This is a genomic window from Caballeronia telluris (assembly GCF_001544495.1).
Taxonomy (GTDB): Bacteria; Pseudomonadota; Gammaproteobacteria; order Burkholderiales; family Burkholderiaceae; genus Caballeronia; species Caballeronia telluris.
Genome location: NZ_FCNZ02000052.1, coordinates 1 through 18,718, shown reverse-complemented (window position 1 = coordinate 18,718; position 18,718 = coordinate 1). Strand labels below are relative to the sequence as shown.

General features: G+C 59.4%; 16 protein-coding genes and 1 pseudogene. 15 read left to right on the top strand and 2 right to left on the bottom strand.

Going from position 1 to position 18,718, the window contains the following annotated elements; all coding sequences use genetic code 11:
• The first annotated feature begins 634 nt into the window (after positions 1–634).
• Both AWB66_RS30520 and AWB66_RS30515 read left to right on the top strand, forming a co-directional pair.
• Positions 635–1,135, top strand: a complete 501-nt coding sequence (locus AWB66_RS30520) for a lipocalin-like domain-containing protein (protein WP_087633754.1) — start codon at positions 635–637, stop codon at positions 1,133–1,135.
• 228 nt (positions 1,136–1,363) lie between these two features.
• Positions 1,364–1,885 carry an SgcJ/EcaC family oxidoreductase gene (locus AWB66_RS30515; RefSeq protein WP_087633753.1) on the top strand — a complete coding sequence of 174 codons (522 nt, stop codon included), beginning with the start codon at positions 1,364–1,366 and terminating at the stop codon, positions 1,883–1,885.
• Positions 1,886–1,985: 100 nt separating this feature from the next.
• Here the strand turns inward: AWB66_RS30515 and AWB66_RS30510 are convergent, their stop codons facing one another.
• Both AWB66_RS30510 and AWB66_RS30505 read right to left on the bottom strand, forming a co-directional pair.
• The gene (locus AWB66_RS30510) at positions 1,986–2,462 is read right to left on the bottom strand and encodes a lipocalin-like domain-containing protein (protein ID WP_159462976.1); all 477 of its coding nucleotides are present in this window, start codon (positions 2,460–2,462) and stop codon (positions 1,986–1,988) included.
• Between the two features lie 640 nt (positions 2,463–3,102).
• Positions 3,103–4,032, bottom strand: a complete 930-nt coding sequence (locus tag AWB66_RS30505; protein ID WP_087633751.1) for a LysR substrate-binding domain-containing protein — start codon at positions 4,030–4,032, stop codon at positions 3,103–3,105.
• 103 nt (positions 4,033–4,135) lie between these two features.
• Here AWB66_RS30505 and AWB66_RS30500 point away from each other — a divergent pair, with 103 nt between their 5' ends.
• The 13 genes and pseudogenes from AWB66_RS30500 (at position 4,136) to AWB66_RS30440 (ending at position 18,575) form a co-directional block, all read left to right on the top strand.
• Complete coding sequence (locus tag AWB66_RS30500; RefSeq protein WP_087633750.1) at positions 4,136–5,233, top strand: tartrate dehydrogenase; 1,098 nt, start codon at positions 4,136–4,138, stop codon at positions 5,231–5,233.
• Between the two features lie 300 nt (positions 5,234–5,533).
• Positions 5,534–6,681, top strand: a pseudogene (locus tag AWB66_RS30495) (Re/Si-specific NAD(P)(+) transhydrogenase subunit alpha).
• A gap of 18 nt (positions 6,682–6,699) precedes the next feature.
• Positions 6,700–7,020: an NAD(P) transhydrogenase subunit alpha part 2 gene (locus tag AWB66_RS30490; RefSeq protein WP_087633755.1), complete on the top strand. Its 321-nt coding sequence runs from the start codon at positions 6,700–6,702 to the stop codon at positions 7,018–7,020.
• A complete protein-coding gene (locus AWB66_RS30485) occupies positions 7,021–8,463 on the top strand; it encodes an NAD(P)(+) transhydrogenase (Re/Si-specific) subunit beta (protein ID WP_087633749.1) in 1,443 nt (480 codons plus the stop codon).
• An 85-nt stretch (positions 8,464–8,548) separates the two neighbouring features.
• Positions 8,549–9,046 carry a Fis family transcriptional regulator gene (locus AWB66_RS30480; protein ID WP_125469842.1) on the top strand — a complete coding sequence of 166 codons (498 nt, stop codon included), beginning with the start codon at positions 8,549–8,551 and terminating at the stop codon, positions 9,044–9,046.
• Positions 9,039–10,220, top strand: a complete 1,182-nt coding sequence (locus AWB66_RS30475) for an acetyl-CoA C-acetyltransferase (RefSeq protein WP_087633747.1) — start codon at positions 9,039–9,041, stop codon at positions 10,218–10,220. The genes AWB66_RS30480 and AWB66_RS30475 overlap by 8 nt, the downstream gene beginning before the upstream one ends.
• A 66-nt stretch (positions 10,221–10,286) precedes the next feature.
• A complete protein-coding gene (locus AWB66_RS30470) occupies positions 10,287–11,027 on the top strand; it encodes a 3-ketoacyl-ACP reductase (RefSeq protein WP_087633746.1) in 741 nt (246 codons plus the stop codon).
• Between the two features lie 150 nt (positions 11,028–11,177).
• The gene (locus AWB66_RS30465) at positions 11,178–12,275 is read left to right on the top strand and encodes a tartrate dehydrogenase (protein WP_087633745.1); all 1,098 of its coding nucleotides are present in this window, start codon (positions 11,178–11,180) and stop codon (positions 12,273–12,275) included.
• Positions 12,276–12,622: 347 nt separating this feature from the next.
• Positions 12,623–13,888, top strand: coding sequence for a glycerate kinase type-2 family protein (locus AWB66_RS30460; RefSeq protein ID WP_235021320.1), 1,266 nt, complete (start codon positions 12,623–12,625; stop codon positions 13,886–13,888).
• A gap of 2 nt (positions 13,889–13,890) precedes the next feature.
• Entirely contained in the window at positions 13,891–15,309 is a 1,419-nt protein-coding gene (pyk, locus tag AWB66_RS30455) for a pyruvate kinase (protein ID WP_087633743.1), read from the top strand.
• 8 nt (positions 15,310–15,317) lie between these two features.
• Positions 15,318–16,607 (top strand): phosphopyruvate hydratase, encoded by a 1,290-nt coding sequence (gene eno, locus AWB66_RS30450; RefSeq protein ID WP_087633742.1) that lies wholly within the window; start codon positions 15,318–15,320, stop codon positions 16,605–16,607.
• 91 nt (positions 16,608–16,698) lie between these two features.
• A complete protein-coding gene (locus AWB66_RS30445) occupies positions 16,699–18,003 on the top strand; it encodes an MFS transporter (protein WP_062638992.1) in 1,305 nt (434 codons plus the stop codon).
• Positions 18,004–18,221: 218 nt separating this feature from the next.
• Positions 18,222–18,575 carry a hypothetical protein gene (locus tag AWB66_RS30440; RefSeq protein WP_087633741.1) on the top strand — a complete coding sequence of 118 codons (354 nt, stop codon included), beginning with the start codon at positions 18,222–18,224 and terminating at the stop codon, positions 18,573–18,575.
• The last annotated feature ends 143 nt before the right edge of the window (positions 18,576–18,718 follow it).

The window sequence follows — 18,718 nt, the reverse complement described above, 5'->3', positions numbered from 1 at the left end:
TACGACGCCTGCCCGCATGCGCCTTTGGTGCGGGCCCAGCTGCACGGTGAAGGGCAGGCATCCTACAAACCTAAACTTTAGCCGCCGTTGAATCCTACACAGCGCGAGTGACGGCTGTGGGTCGGGTTCGGCCGACCGCGCCGGGCGGCCGCCGGCCAGACCCGGCCGTCGGTTCTCGATTGCTATGTGACATCCAAAAGTCGGTTTGCACGCCGACTGAGGTCGTCCACTGACCCTGGAGTGGGCTATTGAACAGGAATCGGCTGAAGCTCGTCCCCGGTATTGGGGCATGCCCCTCAGAAATCGCAAGCCCCCGGGGACATGTTTGATTGCTGCATTCCGTCAGTGTTGTAACTGCCTTGCGGATAAGGAGCCGCTTCATATTCTCGTTGTGAAGTCGCCTGCTCCCTATTCCTCAAACGCTGCCCGCCGGATTGTCCAGCCGGTCGCAGCATCAAATCTATCTTTTGCGTGAGAAACCCCTAGTATTCTTTCAGCGTTGCACCGCTGCAGACTAACGCACGGATGACACGCTTCGACTGACGTTCGCATCATCTCGTGCATCGAATTGATGTAGCCGGGAAGTGCGTGTCGGATTTTGCGGACCGTATGCCGTGAGGCGCTGGAGATAGCCATGAATGCAGCACTCAAAGCCTTGGCCCTCGTCGCGATCGTGGTCCTTTCCATGTATATCGCAGTGCCGGGCGCACGCGCGCAATCTCTCAGCTTGGCCGGATCGTGGTCGCTGGTCTCGCTAACTGTCACCCGAAGCGGAACCGAAGAGGAGCTGCTGGGCGCGCATCCGGAAGGTCTGCTCGTGTTCGGGAACGACGGCCGCTATGCACTGGTCGGTGTTCGCGCCAACTTGCCGAAATTCGGTTCGGGCAACCGGCTGCAGGGAACCGTCGACGAGAACACACGAATTGTTCAGGGAAATGTTGCTCATTTCGGCACATATACGGTAGACACCGCCGCGCACGTCATCGTCTTTCACATCCAGCGAAGCACGTTTCCTAACTGGGACGCAGATGTGCAGAGGCGCCCGTTCACCATTGACGGCGATCGTTTGACCTATGTCACCCCGGGCAGCTTCGGTTATGGAGCAGCCAAGGTGGTGTGGCAACGAATGAAGTGAATCACGTGCTAATAGCCTTATTGGTGGCGTCGGTGTCCGCCAGAGCATCGCGAGCACCGGTGGTCGGAAAGTGCCTCCCTTTTCGCTGGCGCGGAACTCACCGCTGAAGGAACAGCGGCGCGCAAATCTCGAGAAGTCTCGCGGCCGTCAAAAGGGCCGTTCGACCACCGACTGGCGCTTCCCTGACGCGTCGAGATTCAACCAGGGGGAAATGTGAGACACGTACAGATGTGGACAACATCCTTCATGGCGGTTGCGGCGATCAGTTGCAGTATTGGCTGCTCGCAAATTACTCTGCTGGACAGCGCAAGTAGTTTTCATGACGAATCTGCGATTGAACGAGTGATCTTTGAGATGACAGACGGCTTTAACAGCCACGATGCGGAGGCAGCCACCCGGATGTACACGGAGGATGCCGACTTCGTCAGTGTCCGCGGTGATGTGGCAAAGGGAAGGGCTGATATTAAAAAGGTGCTGGCTGCCATTCTGAGCACAAGGGCAAGGAACGCAACGCTCGAAACCCGCGGCGTGGCAATCCGATTTATTCGGCCAGACGTTGCTCTCGCACACGTTACCAACGAGCTGAGCGGACTAGTAAATGCTGAGGGACAGGCACTGCCCGCGCAACGGGAGCTAAGCCTCCGAGTATTCGTGAGGGAGTCCGGGGTTTGGCGGGTTGCCGCTTTCCAAAATACACGAACAAAGCCGTTTGAGGCTAGCTCGAAGAGTCAAGGTGCTGCCGCGCCGTGACAGATGAAGCGTGGGTAATGCTGCGAGCAGTTCGGCCAGTCGCGATAGACGGCAAACGGCCCAGATTGACGTGTCATCGATTTATCGAGTCGGATACCTTCTACTTGACTCGCTTCCATTCGTTGGTCGGGACGATTTCTCCATCGGAAGTCTTCACGGGAGAGCCGGTCGTCGTCAGCATATCGCCGCTCAAGACGACCTTCTGTTTGCGGACCGCTCCGTCGAACGCCGGCGAGGTACTGGATTCGACGTTATAAGTTAGCGTGCTGGCAGACTCGTCGACCGTATATGTTCCGTAGTACGCGATGACGGGACCGATAGGCACGCTTGGATTGGCAATTGTCCTCGGGCGGTCCTTGCCCACGAGATAAAACGCCATATGGCCGGTCGAATCGAGCATGAGGTTGCCCGAAGCCCAAGGAACGATTGTCTTGCCATTTGCGAGCTTCTCCGATCCTGATGTCAAGGTCCAGGTGCCGACCACCTGCTGTTTCAGATTCTGCGCATCCGCTGGCAGCGCGACGCTTGCGCACAGAACAGCGAATACGGTTTTCTTAACCAGGCCACGTTGTTCCATTGAGCTCTCCTTGGATCGTGAAAGACATCGGAGACAGCCATCGTGCCGCTTCTCTGCAATCATTTCGGGCCGGATGCAAGGTCACTCAAATACATCCCCGTTCGCCTGCCCGCCCGTGCAGAAGCGCGTGACGGAATATTAGCGGTTTGTAACGCAAATGATAGGTTTACCATTGTGAGCGGCCAGACAGGCCCGCTGGTTGGCGTTTTGAAGAAAAAGGTGCAGCACTTTCCTTCGCTAGGCAGCTAAAACACCCTGACGACGCCCGAGAGTCTGGACATTCCTGTTTAGCAGCAATACAGAACGTCGGCGGAAGAGCGATGTGAGCGGGATCCAGTGAAGAACGGCCGGTACGGCCGACGGATGCCTCGGATTCTGGCTCCGCAAAGGGTGCCCTCAAGCCGAGAAAAGAGGAGATCGTTTGGCTGCTTTGGGTGAACATGGGGAACCGCGGCTCCCCGGCCATGAAGCGGCGTTCGCTCGCACCACCGCTCGGACATGCGGACGTCCGGTTCGCTCAAGAACCGGCCCTTCAAGCGGCGATGCGCAAGTTGCTAGTATTGACGGTAGTTGACCTATCGAAAAAAGGCGAACAGTGGAGAACACACTCGCTCATTCCGGGAGCCAACGGAAATGACGACTATGCTTGATGCTCGCACGATGCCATTCTCAGTTCTAGCGCCACAAAATCGACGAAAGCGCGGATCCGATTTGACATCTGATGTCGATGCGAATAAACAGCAAAAATGTCTGCGTTGGGCGTTTCGTATTCTGATAACACAGCAATGAGTTGCTTGTCTTCCAGATACTGCCAGATGTCCCATTCTGCCCGCATCAAGATGCCGTGACCTTCAAGCGCCCATTTCACAGCAATTTCCCCGTCATTCGTGGTGAGGCTGCCATTGATCCTGACGGCCTCCGTTTTGCGAGAGGCGCCTCTGCCTGCAGTCAGCCGCCATACGCCGTAAGCTTCGTCTCCCTGCCGAATACCGATGCAGTTGTGCTTGGTCAGATCATGCGGGGCAGTCGGCATGCCTCGACGAGCGAGATAAGCCGGCGCAGCACACAACAACCGTCTATTCGGTGCCAGTCGTCGTGCGATCACGCGGGTGTCTGGAGGTTCGCCGAATCTAATGCAAACGTCGAAGGCGTCATCTGTAAGTGGCGGGGGCGTGACGGATAGTTGAAGCTGCACGGACACTTGAGGATATTTCGCTACAAAGCGAGAAATAGCGGGCGCGACATGGCTGCGACCAAAGCCCAGTGTCGCATTAACACGCAGCAAGCCTTTTGGGCTCTTTTTCGCATTTCCGAGTAGCTCTTCCAGCTCGTCTATTTCATCAAGAATTCGACGGGCATGCTCAAGATAGAGATCGCCTTCCGGTGTAAGCATCATCCGTCGGGTGGTGCGATTAATAAACGGCACGCCCGCTCTGCTCTCCATCTGTGCAAGATGTTTGCTAACGGCAGCCGGGGTTAGGCCGAGTTCGCGCGCTGCGGCACTGAGGCTTCCGGCCGCAGCGAGCGTGGAAAAAAAACTCAAATCGGACGGATGGACGGTTTCGGCCATGCCAGAATTTGTAACTTGAAGTTAAAGTCGCTTTAAGTTTAGCACCGGTCTATCCGCGAAAAGGTCGGTAAAGTCCGCCCACACATAATTTAAGGACGGAGACATGAAGACCTATCGCATTGCAACGATTCCCGGTGATGGCATTGGCAAGGAAGTGGTACCGGCCGGCCGTCAAGTTCTTGAAGCGCTCGCTAACAAGAACAAGACCTTCGCCTTTGAATTTGAGGACTTCGATTGGGGCGCTGACTACTACCGTAAAAACGGGGTGATGATGCCCGAGGACGGTCTTGACGCCTTGCGCGACAAAGACGCCATTCTGTTCGGATCGGCGGGCGACCCGGATGTCCCGGATCACATCACGCTGTGGGGCTTGCGTCTGAAGATTTGCCAAGGCCTTGATCAATACGCCAACGTGCGGCCGACGCGGATCCTGCCGGGCATCGACGCGCCACTCAAGCGTTGCACCCCCGAGGATCTGAACTGGGTCATCGTGCGTGAAAACTCTGAAGGCGAATATTCCGGTGTGGGCGGTCGAGTCCACCAAGGCCACCCGATTGAAGCCGCGACGGACGTGTCAATTCTCACCCGCGCAGGGGTCGAGCGGATCATGCGCTTCGCGTTCAAGCTCGCGCAATCGCGTCCGCGCAAGCTGCTCACGGTGATCACGAAGAGCAATGCGCAACGTCACGCCATGGTGATGTGGGATGAAATCGCACTTGAAATCTCCAAGGAATTCCCCGACGTCAAGTGGGATAAGGAGTTGGTCGATGCATCGACCGCCCGCATGATCAATCGGCCGGCAACGCTTGACACGATCGTCGCTACCAACCTGCACGCCGACATTCTCAGCGATCTGGCTGCGGCACTCGCTGGCAGCCTGGGCATCGCGCCGACTGCCAACATTGATCCGGAGCGTCGCTATCCGTCGATGTTCGAGCCGATCCACGGCTCTGCATTCGACATCATGGGTAAAGGCCTTGCTAATCCGGTCGGCACTTTCTGGTCGGTCGTGATGCTGCTTGAACACCTTGGCGAAGTTGAAGCGGCCAAGCGTGTGATGCAAGCAATCGAAGCGGTTACCGGCGACCCGTCTCTGCACACCGGCGATCTCGGTGGCAAGGCGACGACCGCACAAGTGACCGCAGCGGTGTGCGCACTGCTCGACAAGGTCGAGGCACCTGCAGCTAAAGTTACCACCTGATATGGACCAGGCATAGTCTAGCAACAACGATCTGCTGATTTGTAGAACCATCCAAGCATCATTAGATGCGGCTACTCAGTCTCAGCTCAAGCGGTGTGCGAGCCGACCATGAATGTCATGAGAATGGTTCTAATGCGCAGTCGATCGAACGTTGCTGCATTGCCCCTCCTTGATGGAGCAGCTACCTACACCCTACACCGCGACGAGCAACGCTATAAGCGCTAATCTGCGCAGCGAAGATCGGCAGTGCCTCTGAGAGGCGGCATTCGAATCCGACGTGAACGCTTTTGGAGACAAGATATGCACATCGGAGTGCCTGCTGAACGCGGGCGAACGAGGCGCGCGTCGCCGCGACGCCCGAGACGGTCAAGAAACTCGTATCGCAAGGTCACCGGGTCACGGTGCAAAGCGGCGCGGGCTTGCCGGCAAGCTATATCGACGATGCTTACGCCGTTGCGGGCGCCGAGCTGGTCGATGTGAATACTGCTTTCTCCGCCGAGATCGTTCTCAAAGTCCAGTCCCCGAGCGAAGCCGAATTGCCGCTGCTGAAGTCAGGCAGCGTGCTGGCCGGCATGCTCGATCCCTTCAATACCGACAACGCCGCCCGATTGGCTGCGGCAGGCGTCACCGCGTTCGCGCTCGAAGCTGCGCCGCGCACGACGCGCGCGCAAAGCCTCGACGTGCTGTCCTCGCAAGCGAACATCGCGGGATACAAGGCGGTGCTGGTCGCGTGCAATCTGTATCAGCGCTTCATGCCGATGCTGATGACCGCCGCCGGCACGGTGAAAGCCGCGCGCGTGCTGATTCTCGGCGCGGGCGTCGCGGGCTTGCAGGCGATCGCGACGGCCAAGCGCTTAGGCGCCGTGGTCGAAGCGTCCGATGTGCGGCCGGCCGTCAAGGAGCAAATCGAATCGCTCGGTGCGAAGTTCGTCGACGTGCCCTTCGAAACCGATGAAGAGCGCGAAGCGGCCGAAGGCGTGGGCGGCTATGCGCGCCCGATGCCGCCAAGCTGGCTCGCGCGTCAAGCCGCTCAGGTGCACGAGCGTGCGAAGCTCGCGGACATCGTGATCTCCACCGCGTTGATTCCGGGCCGCCCCGCGCCGACGTTGCTGTCCGTCGAAACGGTCAAGCACATGAAGCCGGGCTCCGTGATCGTCGATCTCGCTGCGGGCCGTGGTCCCGAATATGAAGGCAAGAAGGGCGGCAACTGTCCGCTGACCGAAGTCGATCAGGCGGTGATGAAGCATGGTGTGCATATCGTCGGTTATACCAATCTCGCATCAATGGTCGCCGCCGATGCCTCCGCGCTCTACGCACGCAACCTGCTCGACTTCCTCAAGCTGATCATCTCGAAGGAAGGCACGCTCAACATCGATCTCGCGGACGATATCGTCGCGGCCACGCTCCAGTGCCGCGACGGACAAGTCACGCGGCCGGCATCGGCGTAAGGGGACATAGACATGGAAGTGGACATCATCAATCACACGGTGATCAACCTGATCATCTTCGTGCTGGCGATCTACGTCGGCTATCACGTGGTGTGGAACGTCACGCCCGCGCTGCACACGCCGCTGATGGCGGTGACGAACGCGATCTCCGCGATCGTGATCGTCGGCGCGATGCTCGCGACCGGACTCACGGTCAGCGGCACGAGCAAGTTCTTCGGGACGTTGGCTGTGGTGCTGGCAGCGGTGAACGTGTTCGGCGGATTTTTAGTGACGAGACGCATGCTCGAAATGTTCAAGAAGAAAGAGCCCAAGAAGCTCGCGAGCAAGGAGGGCACGTAAATGAGTCTGAACGTCGTCACTCTCCTGTATCTCGTCGCCTCGGTGTGTTTCATCCAGGCGCTGAAGGGCTTGTCCAATCCGAAGACCGCGCGGCTCGGCAACACGTTCGGCATGACCGGCATGGCGATCGCCATCCTCACGACGCTCGCGCTGATCGTGAAGCAGGCGGCGCTTCTCGGGTCCAATCTTGGCTTCGGCCTCGGGCTCTTGTTTGCCGCGCTGATCATCGGCGGTGCGGCGGGCTCGTACATCGCGGCGAAAGTCGAGATGACGAAGATGCCCGAACTCGTCGCCGCAATGCACTCGCTGATCGGTCTCGCTGCGGTCGCCATTGCGTATGCGGTGGTCGCCGAACCGTCGGCGTTCGGGCTCGCGCCTCCCGGCTATCTGATTCCTTACGGCAATCGCGTCGAGTTGTTCATCGGCACGTTCGTCGGGGCGATCACTTTCTCCGGGTCGGTGATTGCGTTCGGCAAGCTCTCGGGCAAGTACAAGTTCCGCTTGTTCAAGGGCGCGCCGGTCGTGTATCCGGGCCAGCACATGATCAACCTGCTGCTCGCGATCGCGATGCTCGGCTTCGGCATCTTCTTCATGTTGACGCAGTCGTGGCTGCCGTTTGTGCTGATGACGCTGATCGCGTTCGGACTCGGCGTGCTGATCATCATCCCGATCGGTGGGGCGGATATGCCCGTGGTCGTGTCGATGCTCAACTCGTATTCGGGGTGGGCGGCCGCCGGTATCGGCTTCTCGCTGAACAATCCGATGTTGATCATCGCGGGGTCGCTCGTGGGTTCGTCGGGTGCGATTCTGTCGTACATCATGTGCCGTGCGATGAACCGGTCGTTCTTCAACGTGTTGCTCGGCGGGTTCGGTAACGAAGGCGGTGCGGCGGCGACGGGCGGTTCGACGGAGCAACGGCCGGTCAAGTCCGGTTCGGCAGATGACGCTGCGTTCATGCTCGGCAACGCGGAAAGCGTGGTGATCGTGCCGGGGTACGGGCTGGCGGTCGCTCGCGCCCAGCACGCGCTGAAGGAACTGACCGACAAGCTGGTCGAGAAAGGCATCGACGTGAAGTACGCGATTCACCCTGTGGCGGGTCGGATGCCGGGGCATATGAACGTGTTGCTGGCGGAAGCGGAAGTGCCGTATGAGCTGGTCCACGAGATGGAGGACATCAACAGCGAGTTCGGCCAGACCGACGTGGTGCTGGTGCTCGGCGCCAACGACGTGGTGAACCCGGCGGCGAAAACCGATCCGACATCGCCGATCGCGGGAATGCCGATTCTCGAAGCGTATAAGGCGAGAACGATCATCGTGAACAAGCGGTCGATGGCGGCGGGTTATGCCGGTCTCGACAACGAGCTGTTCTATATGGACAAGACGATGATGGTTTTTGGCGATGCGAAGAAGGTGGTGGAAGACATGATGAAGGCGGTGGACTGACCGAATCGCTATGACCAGGAAAACGAAGGCTCGATCCGCGGTGATGCAGGCAAGTCCGTCTCGGAGAGACTCGCTACTGCTTCCAATGAAACCGGCAGCAGCGCGCGAAGTATCGCTCGGCTACCACTTAACGTTGGAAGCTATCCGCAGCGGACAAGGCAATGAATACCACTTGGGAAGCATTGCGCAAGCCTTATTCACGGCGATGTTTCTTAGTCGAACGCGTTCTTTGACAGTGCGGGAAGGGCTCTTCTGTGAGGCAAAGGAGGCTGTGTTGCTGTGCCGGCGGACGGGTTTAGCAACTGGCGTCTGGTTAGCGGACAGCGATACCTGTGCGCTTTTTGGGGAAGTTCTGACGCTGTTTGACTGCCAGCTCGCGCTTGTCACCCTCAGTGAATTGCAGGCTGCGCATTCCCATCTTCTAAAGTTTTTCGGGGCTAGCCTCGTTTCGGAACAGTCGCAACGGCGCGACGGCGAAGATCGCACGCGGGTCCGAGACGCCACGCGTGTTCCAGAGGAAGGCGGTGAGGTTGAAGGAAAGCTAAACGTAATTCTTTGCAACGAGGAAACTGAACATGACTGACATAGTGATCGTATCGGCCGCACGGACAGCGGTCGGCAAATTCGGCGGGTCGCTCGCGAAGATTGCGGCGCCCGATCTGGGTGCAGCCGTGATTCGCGCCGTGCTGCAACGCGCGAACCTCAAACCGGAGCAGATCAGCGAAGTAATCCTCGGTCAGGTGCTGACGGCCGGCTCCGGCCAGAACTCGGCGCGCCAGTCAGTCATCAAGGCGGGCCTGCCCACGTCGGTGCCCGGCATGACGATCAACAAGGTCTGCGGCTCCGGTCTCAAGGCCGTGATGCTGGCGGCGAACGCGATCATCGCGGGCGATGCCGACATCGTGATCGCCGGCGGCCAGGAAAACATGAGCGCGGCGCCGCACGTGATGCCGGGCTCGCGCGACGGCTTCCGCATGGGTGACGCGAAGCTGATCGACTCGATGATCGTCGACGGCCTGTGGGACGCGTTCAACTCGATCCACATGGGCGTGACGGCGGAGAACGTCGCGAAGGAATTCGGCATCTCCCGCGAGGACCAAGACAAGTTCGCGGCGCTCTCGCAGAACAAGGCCGAGGCCGCGCAGAAGTCGGGCCGCTTCAACGACGAAATCGTCCCGATCGACATCCCGCAACGCAAGGGCGAGCCGCTCAAGTTCGCCACCGACGAGTTCGTGCGCCACGGCGTGACGGCTGAATCGCTCGCGGGCCTGAAGCCGGCGTTCTCGAAGGAAGGCACGGTGACGGCGGCGAACGCGTCGGGCCTGAACGACGGCGCGGCGGCCGTGATCGTAATGTCGGCTAAGAAGGCCGAGGCGCTCGGCCTCACGCCGATCGCGCGCATCAAGGCGTATGCGAACGCGGGCGTCGATCCGAAGATCATGGGCATGGGCCCGGTGCCGGCATCGAAGCGCTGTCTGGAACGCGCGGGCTGGTCGCCGGCCGATCTGGACCTGATGGAAATCAACGAAGCGTTCGCGGCGCAGGCGCTCGCGGTCCACAAGCAGATGGGCTGGGATACGTCGAAGGTCAACGTCAATGGCGGTGCGATCGCGATCGGTCACCCGATCGGCGCATCCGGCTGCCGCATTCTCGTCACGCTGCTGCACGAAATGCAGAAGCGCGACGCGAAGAAGGGCTTGGCGTCGCTGTGCATCGGCGGCGGCATGGGGGTGGCGCTGGCAGTCGAGCGCCCATAGGTAGGACGAGAGAGTCGTGCAGCAGCAGAAGCCAATCACCGGCTTCGGCATTTTATGGAGGCAGACATGACAATACGTATAGCGTATGTGACAGGCGGCATGGGTGGCATTGGCACGAGCATCAGCCAGCGTCTACATAAGGATGGCTATACGGTCGTCGCGGGCTGCGGCCCGAACTCTCCGCGCCGCGTGAAGTGGCTGGAGGAGCAGAAGGCGAACGGCTACGACTTCATCGCGTCAGAAGGCAACGTCGGCGACTGGGAGTCGACCAAGAACGCGTTCAACAAGGTCAAGGCTGAAGTGGGCGAGATCGACATTCTCGTCAACAACGCCGGCATCACACGCGACGTCGTGTTCCGCAAGATGACGCACGAAGACTGGACGGCCGTCATCGAGACCAATCTGACGAGCCTCTTCAACGTGACGAAGCAAGTGGTCGACGGGATGGTTGAGCGCGGCTTCGGCCGGATCATCAATATTTCGTCGGTGAACGGCCAGAAAGGTCAGTTCGGCCAGACAAACTATTCGACAGCGAAGGCCGGTATCCACGGCTTCACGATGGCTCTCGCGCAGGAAGTGGCGACCAAGGGCGTGACCGTCAACACCGTGTCGCCGGGCTATATCGGCACGGACATGGTGAAGGCGATCCGTCCGGAAGTGCTCGAGAAGATCGTTGCGACGATTCCGGTGCGTCGCCTCGGCCGTCCTGAAGAAATCGGCTCGATCGTATCGTGGCTGGCCTCTGAAGAGTCGGGATTCTCAACCGGCGCGGATTTCTCGCTGAACGGCGGTCTTCATATGGGATAAGTATGGTGAATCGAGAAAAACAGACAGCCCGTCATTATTTTCGTGCCAGTACTTGTGAGTTCAAGTTAAAGATGCTTTGAATCTCAACCCGGTTTTAAGGGTGGATGCGCTGTAAAGTTCACTCACACAACCTATTTTAAGGACGGAGACATGAAGACCTATCGCATTGCAACGATTCCCGGTGATGGCATTGGCAAGGAAGTGGTACCGGCCGGCCGTCAAGTTCTTGAAGCGCTCGCTAACAAGAACAAGACTTTCGCCTTTGAATTTGAGGACTTCGATTGGGGCGCTGACTACTACCGTAAAAACGGGGTGATGATGCCCGAGGACGGTCTTGACGCCTTGCGCGACAAAGACGCCATTCTGTTCGGATCGGCGGGCGACCCCGATGTCCCGGATCACATCACGCTGTGGGGCTTGCGTCTGAAGATTTGCCAAGGCCTTGATCAATACGCCAACGTGCGGCCGACGCGGATCCTGCCGGGCATCGACGCGCCACTCAAGCGTTGCACCCCCGAGGATCTGAACTGGGTCATCGTGCGTGAAAACTCTGAAGGCGAATATTCCGGTGTGGGCGGTCGAGTCCACCAAGGCCACCCGATTGAAGCCGCGACGGACGTGTCAATTCTCACCCGCGCAGGGGTCGAGCGGATCATGCGCTTCGCGTTCAAGCTCGCGCAATCGCGTCCGCGCAAGCTGCTCACGGTGATCACGAAGAGCAATGCGCAACGTCACGCCATGGTGATGTGGGATGAAATCGCACTTGAAATCTCCAAGGAATTCCCCGACGTCAAGTGGGATAAGGAGTTGGTCGATGCATCGACCGCCCGCATGATCAATCGGCCGGCAACGCTTGACACGATCGTCGCTACCAACCTGCACGCCGACATTCTCAGCGATCTGGCTGCGGCACTCGCTGGCAGCCTGGGCATCGCGCCGACTGCCAACATTGATCCGGAGCGTCGCTATCCGTCGATGTTCGAGCCGATCCACGGCTCTGCATTCGACATCATGGGTAAAGGCCTTGCTAATCCGGTCGGCACTTTCTGGTCGGTCGTGATGCTGCTTGAACACCTTGGCGAAGTTGAAGCGGCCAAGCGTGTGATGCAAGCAATCGAAGCGGTTACCGGCGACCCGTCTCTGCACACCGGCGATCTCGGTGGCAAGGCGACGACCGCACAAGTGACCGCAGCGGTGTGCGCACTGCTCGACAAGGTCGAGGCACCTGCAGCTAAAGCTACCACATAGGGCCGATAGCCGGCTCTGATCTTTCGCACCGCAAACCTGCCCAGTCGGCAGGCTGCGGGCGGAGTGCCGTGATTCGAACGCCCTTCTTAACTAGGCGCCTCGTCGCTAGTTTCAGTTGACGCAATAGATATTCAGACAAAGCCGCAATGGTGCGTGGCGGATGAAGCTCGTCCCTACGGATTAGGCACAAAAGCAGGAGACACGATGTTTGCCTCGACCCATCTTTCGCCTTTCATTTTTCTCGTCGCACACGTAGCCAGCGCGCGGGACGACAAATGAAAGATTCAACCTCCGCTTCGCCGTCATCCAATGTCAGCGTGAGTGGCGAACTCGACGCCGACCGCTTGATGAAAAGGATGTTCAATGCGGCAATCGCGATTGCACAGCCTTCATTGCGGGTACCCGATTTTCTCCCCACCCCTCCGCGCGGGCGACTCATTGTGATTGGTGCCGGCAAAGCCTCGGCGGCAATGGCCAAAGCGGTCGAAGATCACTGGGAGGGTCCGCTGGAAGGAATCGTTGTGACCCGCTACGGCTACGCGGTCCCGTGTAAGCGAATTGAGATCATCGAGGCAGCACACCCAGTCCCGGATGAAGCCGGGCTTACCGCAGCCAAACGAATGCTTCAACGTGTGTCAGGGCTGACTGCCGAAGATCTGGTCCTATGCCTCATTTCGGGCGGCGGATCGTCGCTGCTGCCGCTGCCGGCCGAAGGCATGACATTGCAAGACAAGCAAGACATCAATCAAGCGCTACTTGCGAGCGGCGCGACGATCTCGGAGATGAACTGTGTGCGCAGACATCTTTCGGCGATCAAGGGTGGTCGGCTCGCAGCGGCTTGTTACCCGGCTCGGGTGGTCAATCTGATCATCTCAGATGTGCCGGCAGACGCTGCAGCCGATATCGCATCGGGACCGACCGTACCTGACCCCACGAGTTGCGCCGACGCGCTGGCCGTATTGAAGAGATACGAGATCAAGGTGTCACCTGCGGTCATCGCGCTGTTGGAAAGCGGCCGCAGCGAAACCTTCAAACCCGATGATCCTCGGTTGCCGCATATCGAAACCCATTTGATTGCGACACCCCAGCTCGCGCTTGAAGCAGCGGCACGCGAGGCGCGAGCGGCCGGTATCGAAGCTCACATTCTTGGTGATTCAATCGAGGGCGAGGCTCGCGATGTAGGGGCAGTCATGGCTGGTATCGCTAAACAGGTACACCGCCGCGGACAGCCCTTTGAGCCCCCCTGCATTTTGTTATCTGGCGGCGAAACCACGGTGACCATTCGCGGTAACGGTAGAGGCGGGCGCAACGTCGAGTTCCTGCTGTCCCTTGGCGTTGCGCTAAACGGTGAGCCCGAGGTATTTGCCATTGCGGGGGACACAGACGGCGTCGATGGCCAAGAAGAGATCGCTGGCGCATTGCTGAGGCCCGACACTCTGTCGCGTGCTCGAGAACTCGGCATCCGTCCCACCGATCGCCTCGAAAACAACGATGCTCACGGATTTTTCCAGGCGCTGGGCGACTCGGTGGTCACCGGGCCGACGCTCACCAACGTGAATGACTTCCGTGCCATTTTTATCGCCGCTCAGCACGGCAATCCAAGGAGCAACTAAAGATGCGTCGCAATCGAAATGCCAAAATCGTCGCTACGCTTGGGCCTGCCAGCACAAGTCGCGAAACCATTGAAGCGCTGTTCAACGCCGGAGCCGATGTCTTCCGGTTGAACTTCAGCCACGGCACGCACGAAGATCATCAACTTCGGCTCGAGACTATTCGCTCGATCGAGAAGGATGCCGGTCGGCCGATCGGTGTGCTTCTGGATCTGCAGGGTCCGAAGCTTCGAATTGGGACGTTCGCGAATGGCCCGATCAAACTTGAAAAGGGCGCAAAGTTCCGCCTGGATCTCGACGCCAGCACGCCCGGCGACACGAATCGCGTGGCGCTGCCGCATCCGGAGATTTTCGCAGCGCTCAAGCCCGCAACGAACCTTCTGCTCGACGACGGCCGCGTGCAGCTTCGCGTCGAACGCTGCGGGGCAGACTTTGCGGAGACATCGGTCGTTGTCGGAGGGCCGCTTTCGGAGCGCAAGGGCGTCAACGTGCCGGACGTCGTGCTGCCACTCTCTGCGATGACCGACAAGGATCGCCGCGATCTCGAATTCGGCCTGACGCTCGGCATCGACTGGCTGGCGCTGTCGTTCGTGCAGCGCGTGGAGGACATTCGGGAGGTGCGGGAGATCGTCGGGGATCGCATCGGCATCGTCGCGAAACTGGAAAAACCGGCGGCGATCGGCAGCCTCGACGCGATCGTCGACGAAGCCGACGCCGTGATGGTCGCGCGCGGCGACCTCGGCGTCGAGATGCCCGCCGAGCAGGTGCCGGCGATCCAGAAGCGCATCGTGCGCGCTTGCCGCAAGGCCGGGAAGCCGGTGATCGTCGCCACGCAGATGCTGGAGTCGATGGTCACGGCGCCTGTCCCGACACGCGCCGAAGCCTCCGACGTAGCGACCGCCATCTATGACGGCGCCGACGCGGTGATGCTGTCGGCGGAATCGGCGAGCGGCAAGTATCCGGTCGAAGCCGTCCGGACGATGGACCTCATCATCGCGCAGACCGAGAGCGATCCCTACTACCGGGAAGTCATCGCGGCCTCGCACGCGGCGCCGCGCGCGAACACGGCGGACGCAATCGGCTATGCGATGCGCCACGTCACCGGCCTGCTCAACGCGGTCGCGACAGTCGCCTACACGAGTTCCGGCTATTCGGCGCTGCGCATGGCACGCGAACGGCCAGCCGCGCCGATCATCGGCATGACGCCCCGGCAGGCGACGGCCCGACGCTTGGCGCTCGCCTGGGGCGTGCACCCTGTCCTGTGCGACGAAGTGATCGACCTGCTCGAAGTCAGCGAGCTTGCGTGCGCGACAGTCCGCGACGAAGGGTTTGGTGAGGTTGGCCAGACGGTCGTCATTTCCGCAGGCATGCCGTTCGGCACGCCAGGCACCACCAATCTGCTGCGCATTGCGCAAATCCAGTGAGGGACGACATGACACGCATTCAAGACGTCAAGGGCTTCGAGCTGCTCGATTCCCGCGGCAATCCGACCGTCGCGGCACAGGTCACGCTCGACGATGGTTCGAAAGGGTTCGCTATTGCGCCGTCCGGCGCATCGACCGGTGCCCGTGAGGCTCTGGAATTGCGCGACGGTGACAAGTCGCGATATGGCGGTAAGGGAGTGCGGCGGGCGGTGGGCCACGTCGATGGCAAGCTGCGCCAGGCGCTGCTCGGCTTCGACGCTGCCGACCAGCCAGGCATCGATCGCCGCATGATTGAACTCGACGGCACGCCGACAAAGGCAAATCTGGGCGCCAACGCGATCCTCGCGGTCTCGTTGGCCGCGGCTAAGGCGGCTGCGGCGTCCGCCGGCGTGCCGTTGTACCGGTACGTCGCGACGACACCGAACCCTCGCTTGCCCTTGCCGATGATGAACATCATCAATGGTGGTGCTCATGCTGACAACAATGTCGATCTTCAGGAATTCATGATCCTGCCGTTCGGCGCGCCAAACTTCTCGGAAGCATTGCGCTGGGGCGTCGAGGTCTTTCATGCGCTCAAGAGCGTGCTGAAGAGCCGGGGGCTGTCGACATCGGTCGGAGACGAAGGTGGCTTCGCGCCCGATCTATCGTCGAATGAAGCTGCGCTTGACACGATCATGCTCGCAATCCAAACCGCCGGCTTCGCGCCCGGCAAAGACATCGGCCTCGGTCTGGATACCGCGAGTTCCGAGTTTTTCCACGACGGCAAATACCTGCTGGCGTCGGAAAAAAGGAGTTTCGATTCGCAGGGTTTCGTGGACTACCTGGCGAAGCTTGCCGAGGACTATCCGATCGTTTCGATCGAGGACGGCATGTCGGAGGGCGACTGGGAGGGCTGGAAGCTCCTGACAGATCGTCTTGGTAGCAGCGTACAACTCGTCGGCGACGACTTGTTCGTCACTAACACAGAGATCCTGAAGGAAGGGATCGAAAAGAAGGTGGCGAACTCGATTCTGATCAAGCCGAATCAAATCGGTACGCTGACTGAGACGCTCGCTGCCATCGCAATGGCAGATCGAGCCGGCTATTCGTCGGTGATCTCGCACCGCTCGGGCGAGACGGAGGACACGACGATTGCGGACCTCAGCATCCTTACTGCTGCGACCCAAATCAAGACCGGTTCGCTTTGTCGTTCCGACCGCGTAGCCAAGTACAACCGGTTGCTGTTGATCGAGGCCGAGCTCGGTGCCGAGGCGTCTTTCTGCGGGGCAAAGGCGATTGCTCAAGTCCTGAGGACGTAACACGTAAAGCCGCGCCGTGAATTGGCGCATCCAACAAATAAAAGGCCGCACAGACGGCTGTTATCAATCACTAGTCAAACGGAGACATTCCATGGATACCGATCTCGAAAAGCGGACCTTGCGCAAGATTAGCTGGCGCATCGTGCCGTTCATCATGCTGCTGTACTTCATCGCCTACATCGACCGAGTCAACATCGGCTTCGCTTCGTTAACGATGCGAACGGATTTGGGGTTCACCGCCTCGATCCTCGGTTTCGGTGCGGGCATCTTTTTTTGGGGTTACTTCCTGTTTGAGGTGCCTTCCAACATCGCGCTACACAAGGTAGGAGCACGATTGTGGATAGCTCGGGTGATGATCACCTGGGGCATCATCTCCGCGTGCATGGCCTTCGTTACGGGGACGACAAGCTTCTACATCGTCCGGTTCCTCCTCGGCGCCGCCGAGGCGGGTTTCTTCCCGGGCATCATCTTGTACCTTAGCTATTGGTTTCCTGCACGTCATCGCGCAGGGGTGGTCGCATTTTTCATGGCCGCGGCTCCGATATCAACTGCGCTAGGGTCGCCCCTCTCTGCCGCCTTACTCGAAATGGAAGGCGTTATGGGTTTGCACGGCTGGCAATGGATGTTCATTCTCGAAGCAATTCCGGCGCTGATTTTGGGTGTCGTCGTCTTCTTCTACATGACGGACAGACCCGAAAAGGCGAAATGGCTTAAGGACGACGAGCGCGCCTGGCTGGTCGGTGTAATGAACGAGGAAAATGCAAGGAAAAGCTCGAGCGGCGCAAAGCACGGAATTATCAGCGGCCTGGCCAATCCTCGTGTGCTGGCATTGTCTCTGATCTACTTCGGTACTTCCGCTGGCTTGTATACGCTCGGGATATGGGCGCCCCAGATCATCAAGCAACTGGGAGTCTCGTCGATGACGGTCGGCTTGCTCAATGCGATTCCTCCCACTGTGTCCGTGGTAGCAATGGTCTTATGGTCGCGCCACTCTGACCGGACTAACGAACGCACTTGGCACGTTGTGATCGCGTGCGTGGCGGCGGCAATCGGGCTTGCGGTTGCAGCGGTTTCGAACAGTGTTGTGGGTTTGATTGCTTCCCTGACGCTGGTCAATATTGGAATCAGCTGCGCGAAGCCTCCCCTGTGGACCATGCCGACAATGTTCCTCTCCGGTGCTGCAGCAGCAACGGGCATCGCTACGATCAATTCAATTGGCAATCTCGGCGGCTTTGCCGGCCCTGTGATGATTGGGTGGATTAAGGACAAGACCGGCAGCTATGCTGGTGGGCTGTATTTTGTTGCCGGCCTGCTTGTGATGTCCGCTGTGGTAACGCTGCTGCTCGCTCGCTCGCAGAAGTCGCCAGTCACGCCTGGCAGTGCGGCCGTGCATTGAAAGTAAATGTGCGTCATAAGATGGACAAGGAACCAAGGCGGCTTCAAAAGCGATTTGCAACATCTATCTCTTATAAGGTGTCGCAATGCCGGGACAAAACTGCTACCAGCAGCTTCGGCCTGAAGAACGCCTGGCCATAGCAAGCCTCGCTGCAGGACTTCGAGTATCAGGGCCGCGGCCCTGGTACTCGACACTCGCCAACCACGAGAAGTCGCGAATTGGCACGAGATAGCCCTGTACTGCTGTGCGCCGACCAGTGGCTGTTCCCGCAGAAGCCCTCGATCCTGAATTTGCGCTGGTACATCTACCTGTATTACCTGCCCGACAGTGCTACGCTTCTGGCGCCGGTTGACTCCGAAGCGATAAGTATCGCGACGGCGTACGCTAACACGGATGCAAATGGCGCCTTTACGCAAGTCGGCAGGACATACCTGACCCAAGCGGTAGCGTCCCTTGGACAGTACGTGACCCTCGTCCAGAACGACGCTGCATCTGGCGAGCTTTCTCAGGATGCGGCGACCTACCTAGTTGGGCAAGCCAACACGCTGATCAGCGCTTTGCAAAAGGTCTAATCCTGCGTCGCCAGAAGAACGTTCTGATTTTCCTCGTGGAACCTTATCGCGGGCCCGGCGGTTAGCCGTATGCGATCCACGAACGACGCCCCTCGGAGTAAGGTGGAGAGCGCGTGATGTGTGTCAGCAATGCGGGTCAGCGG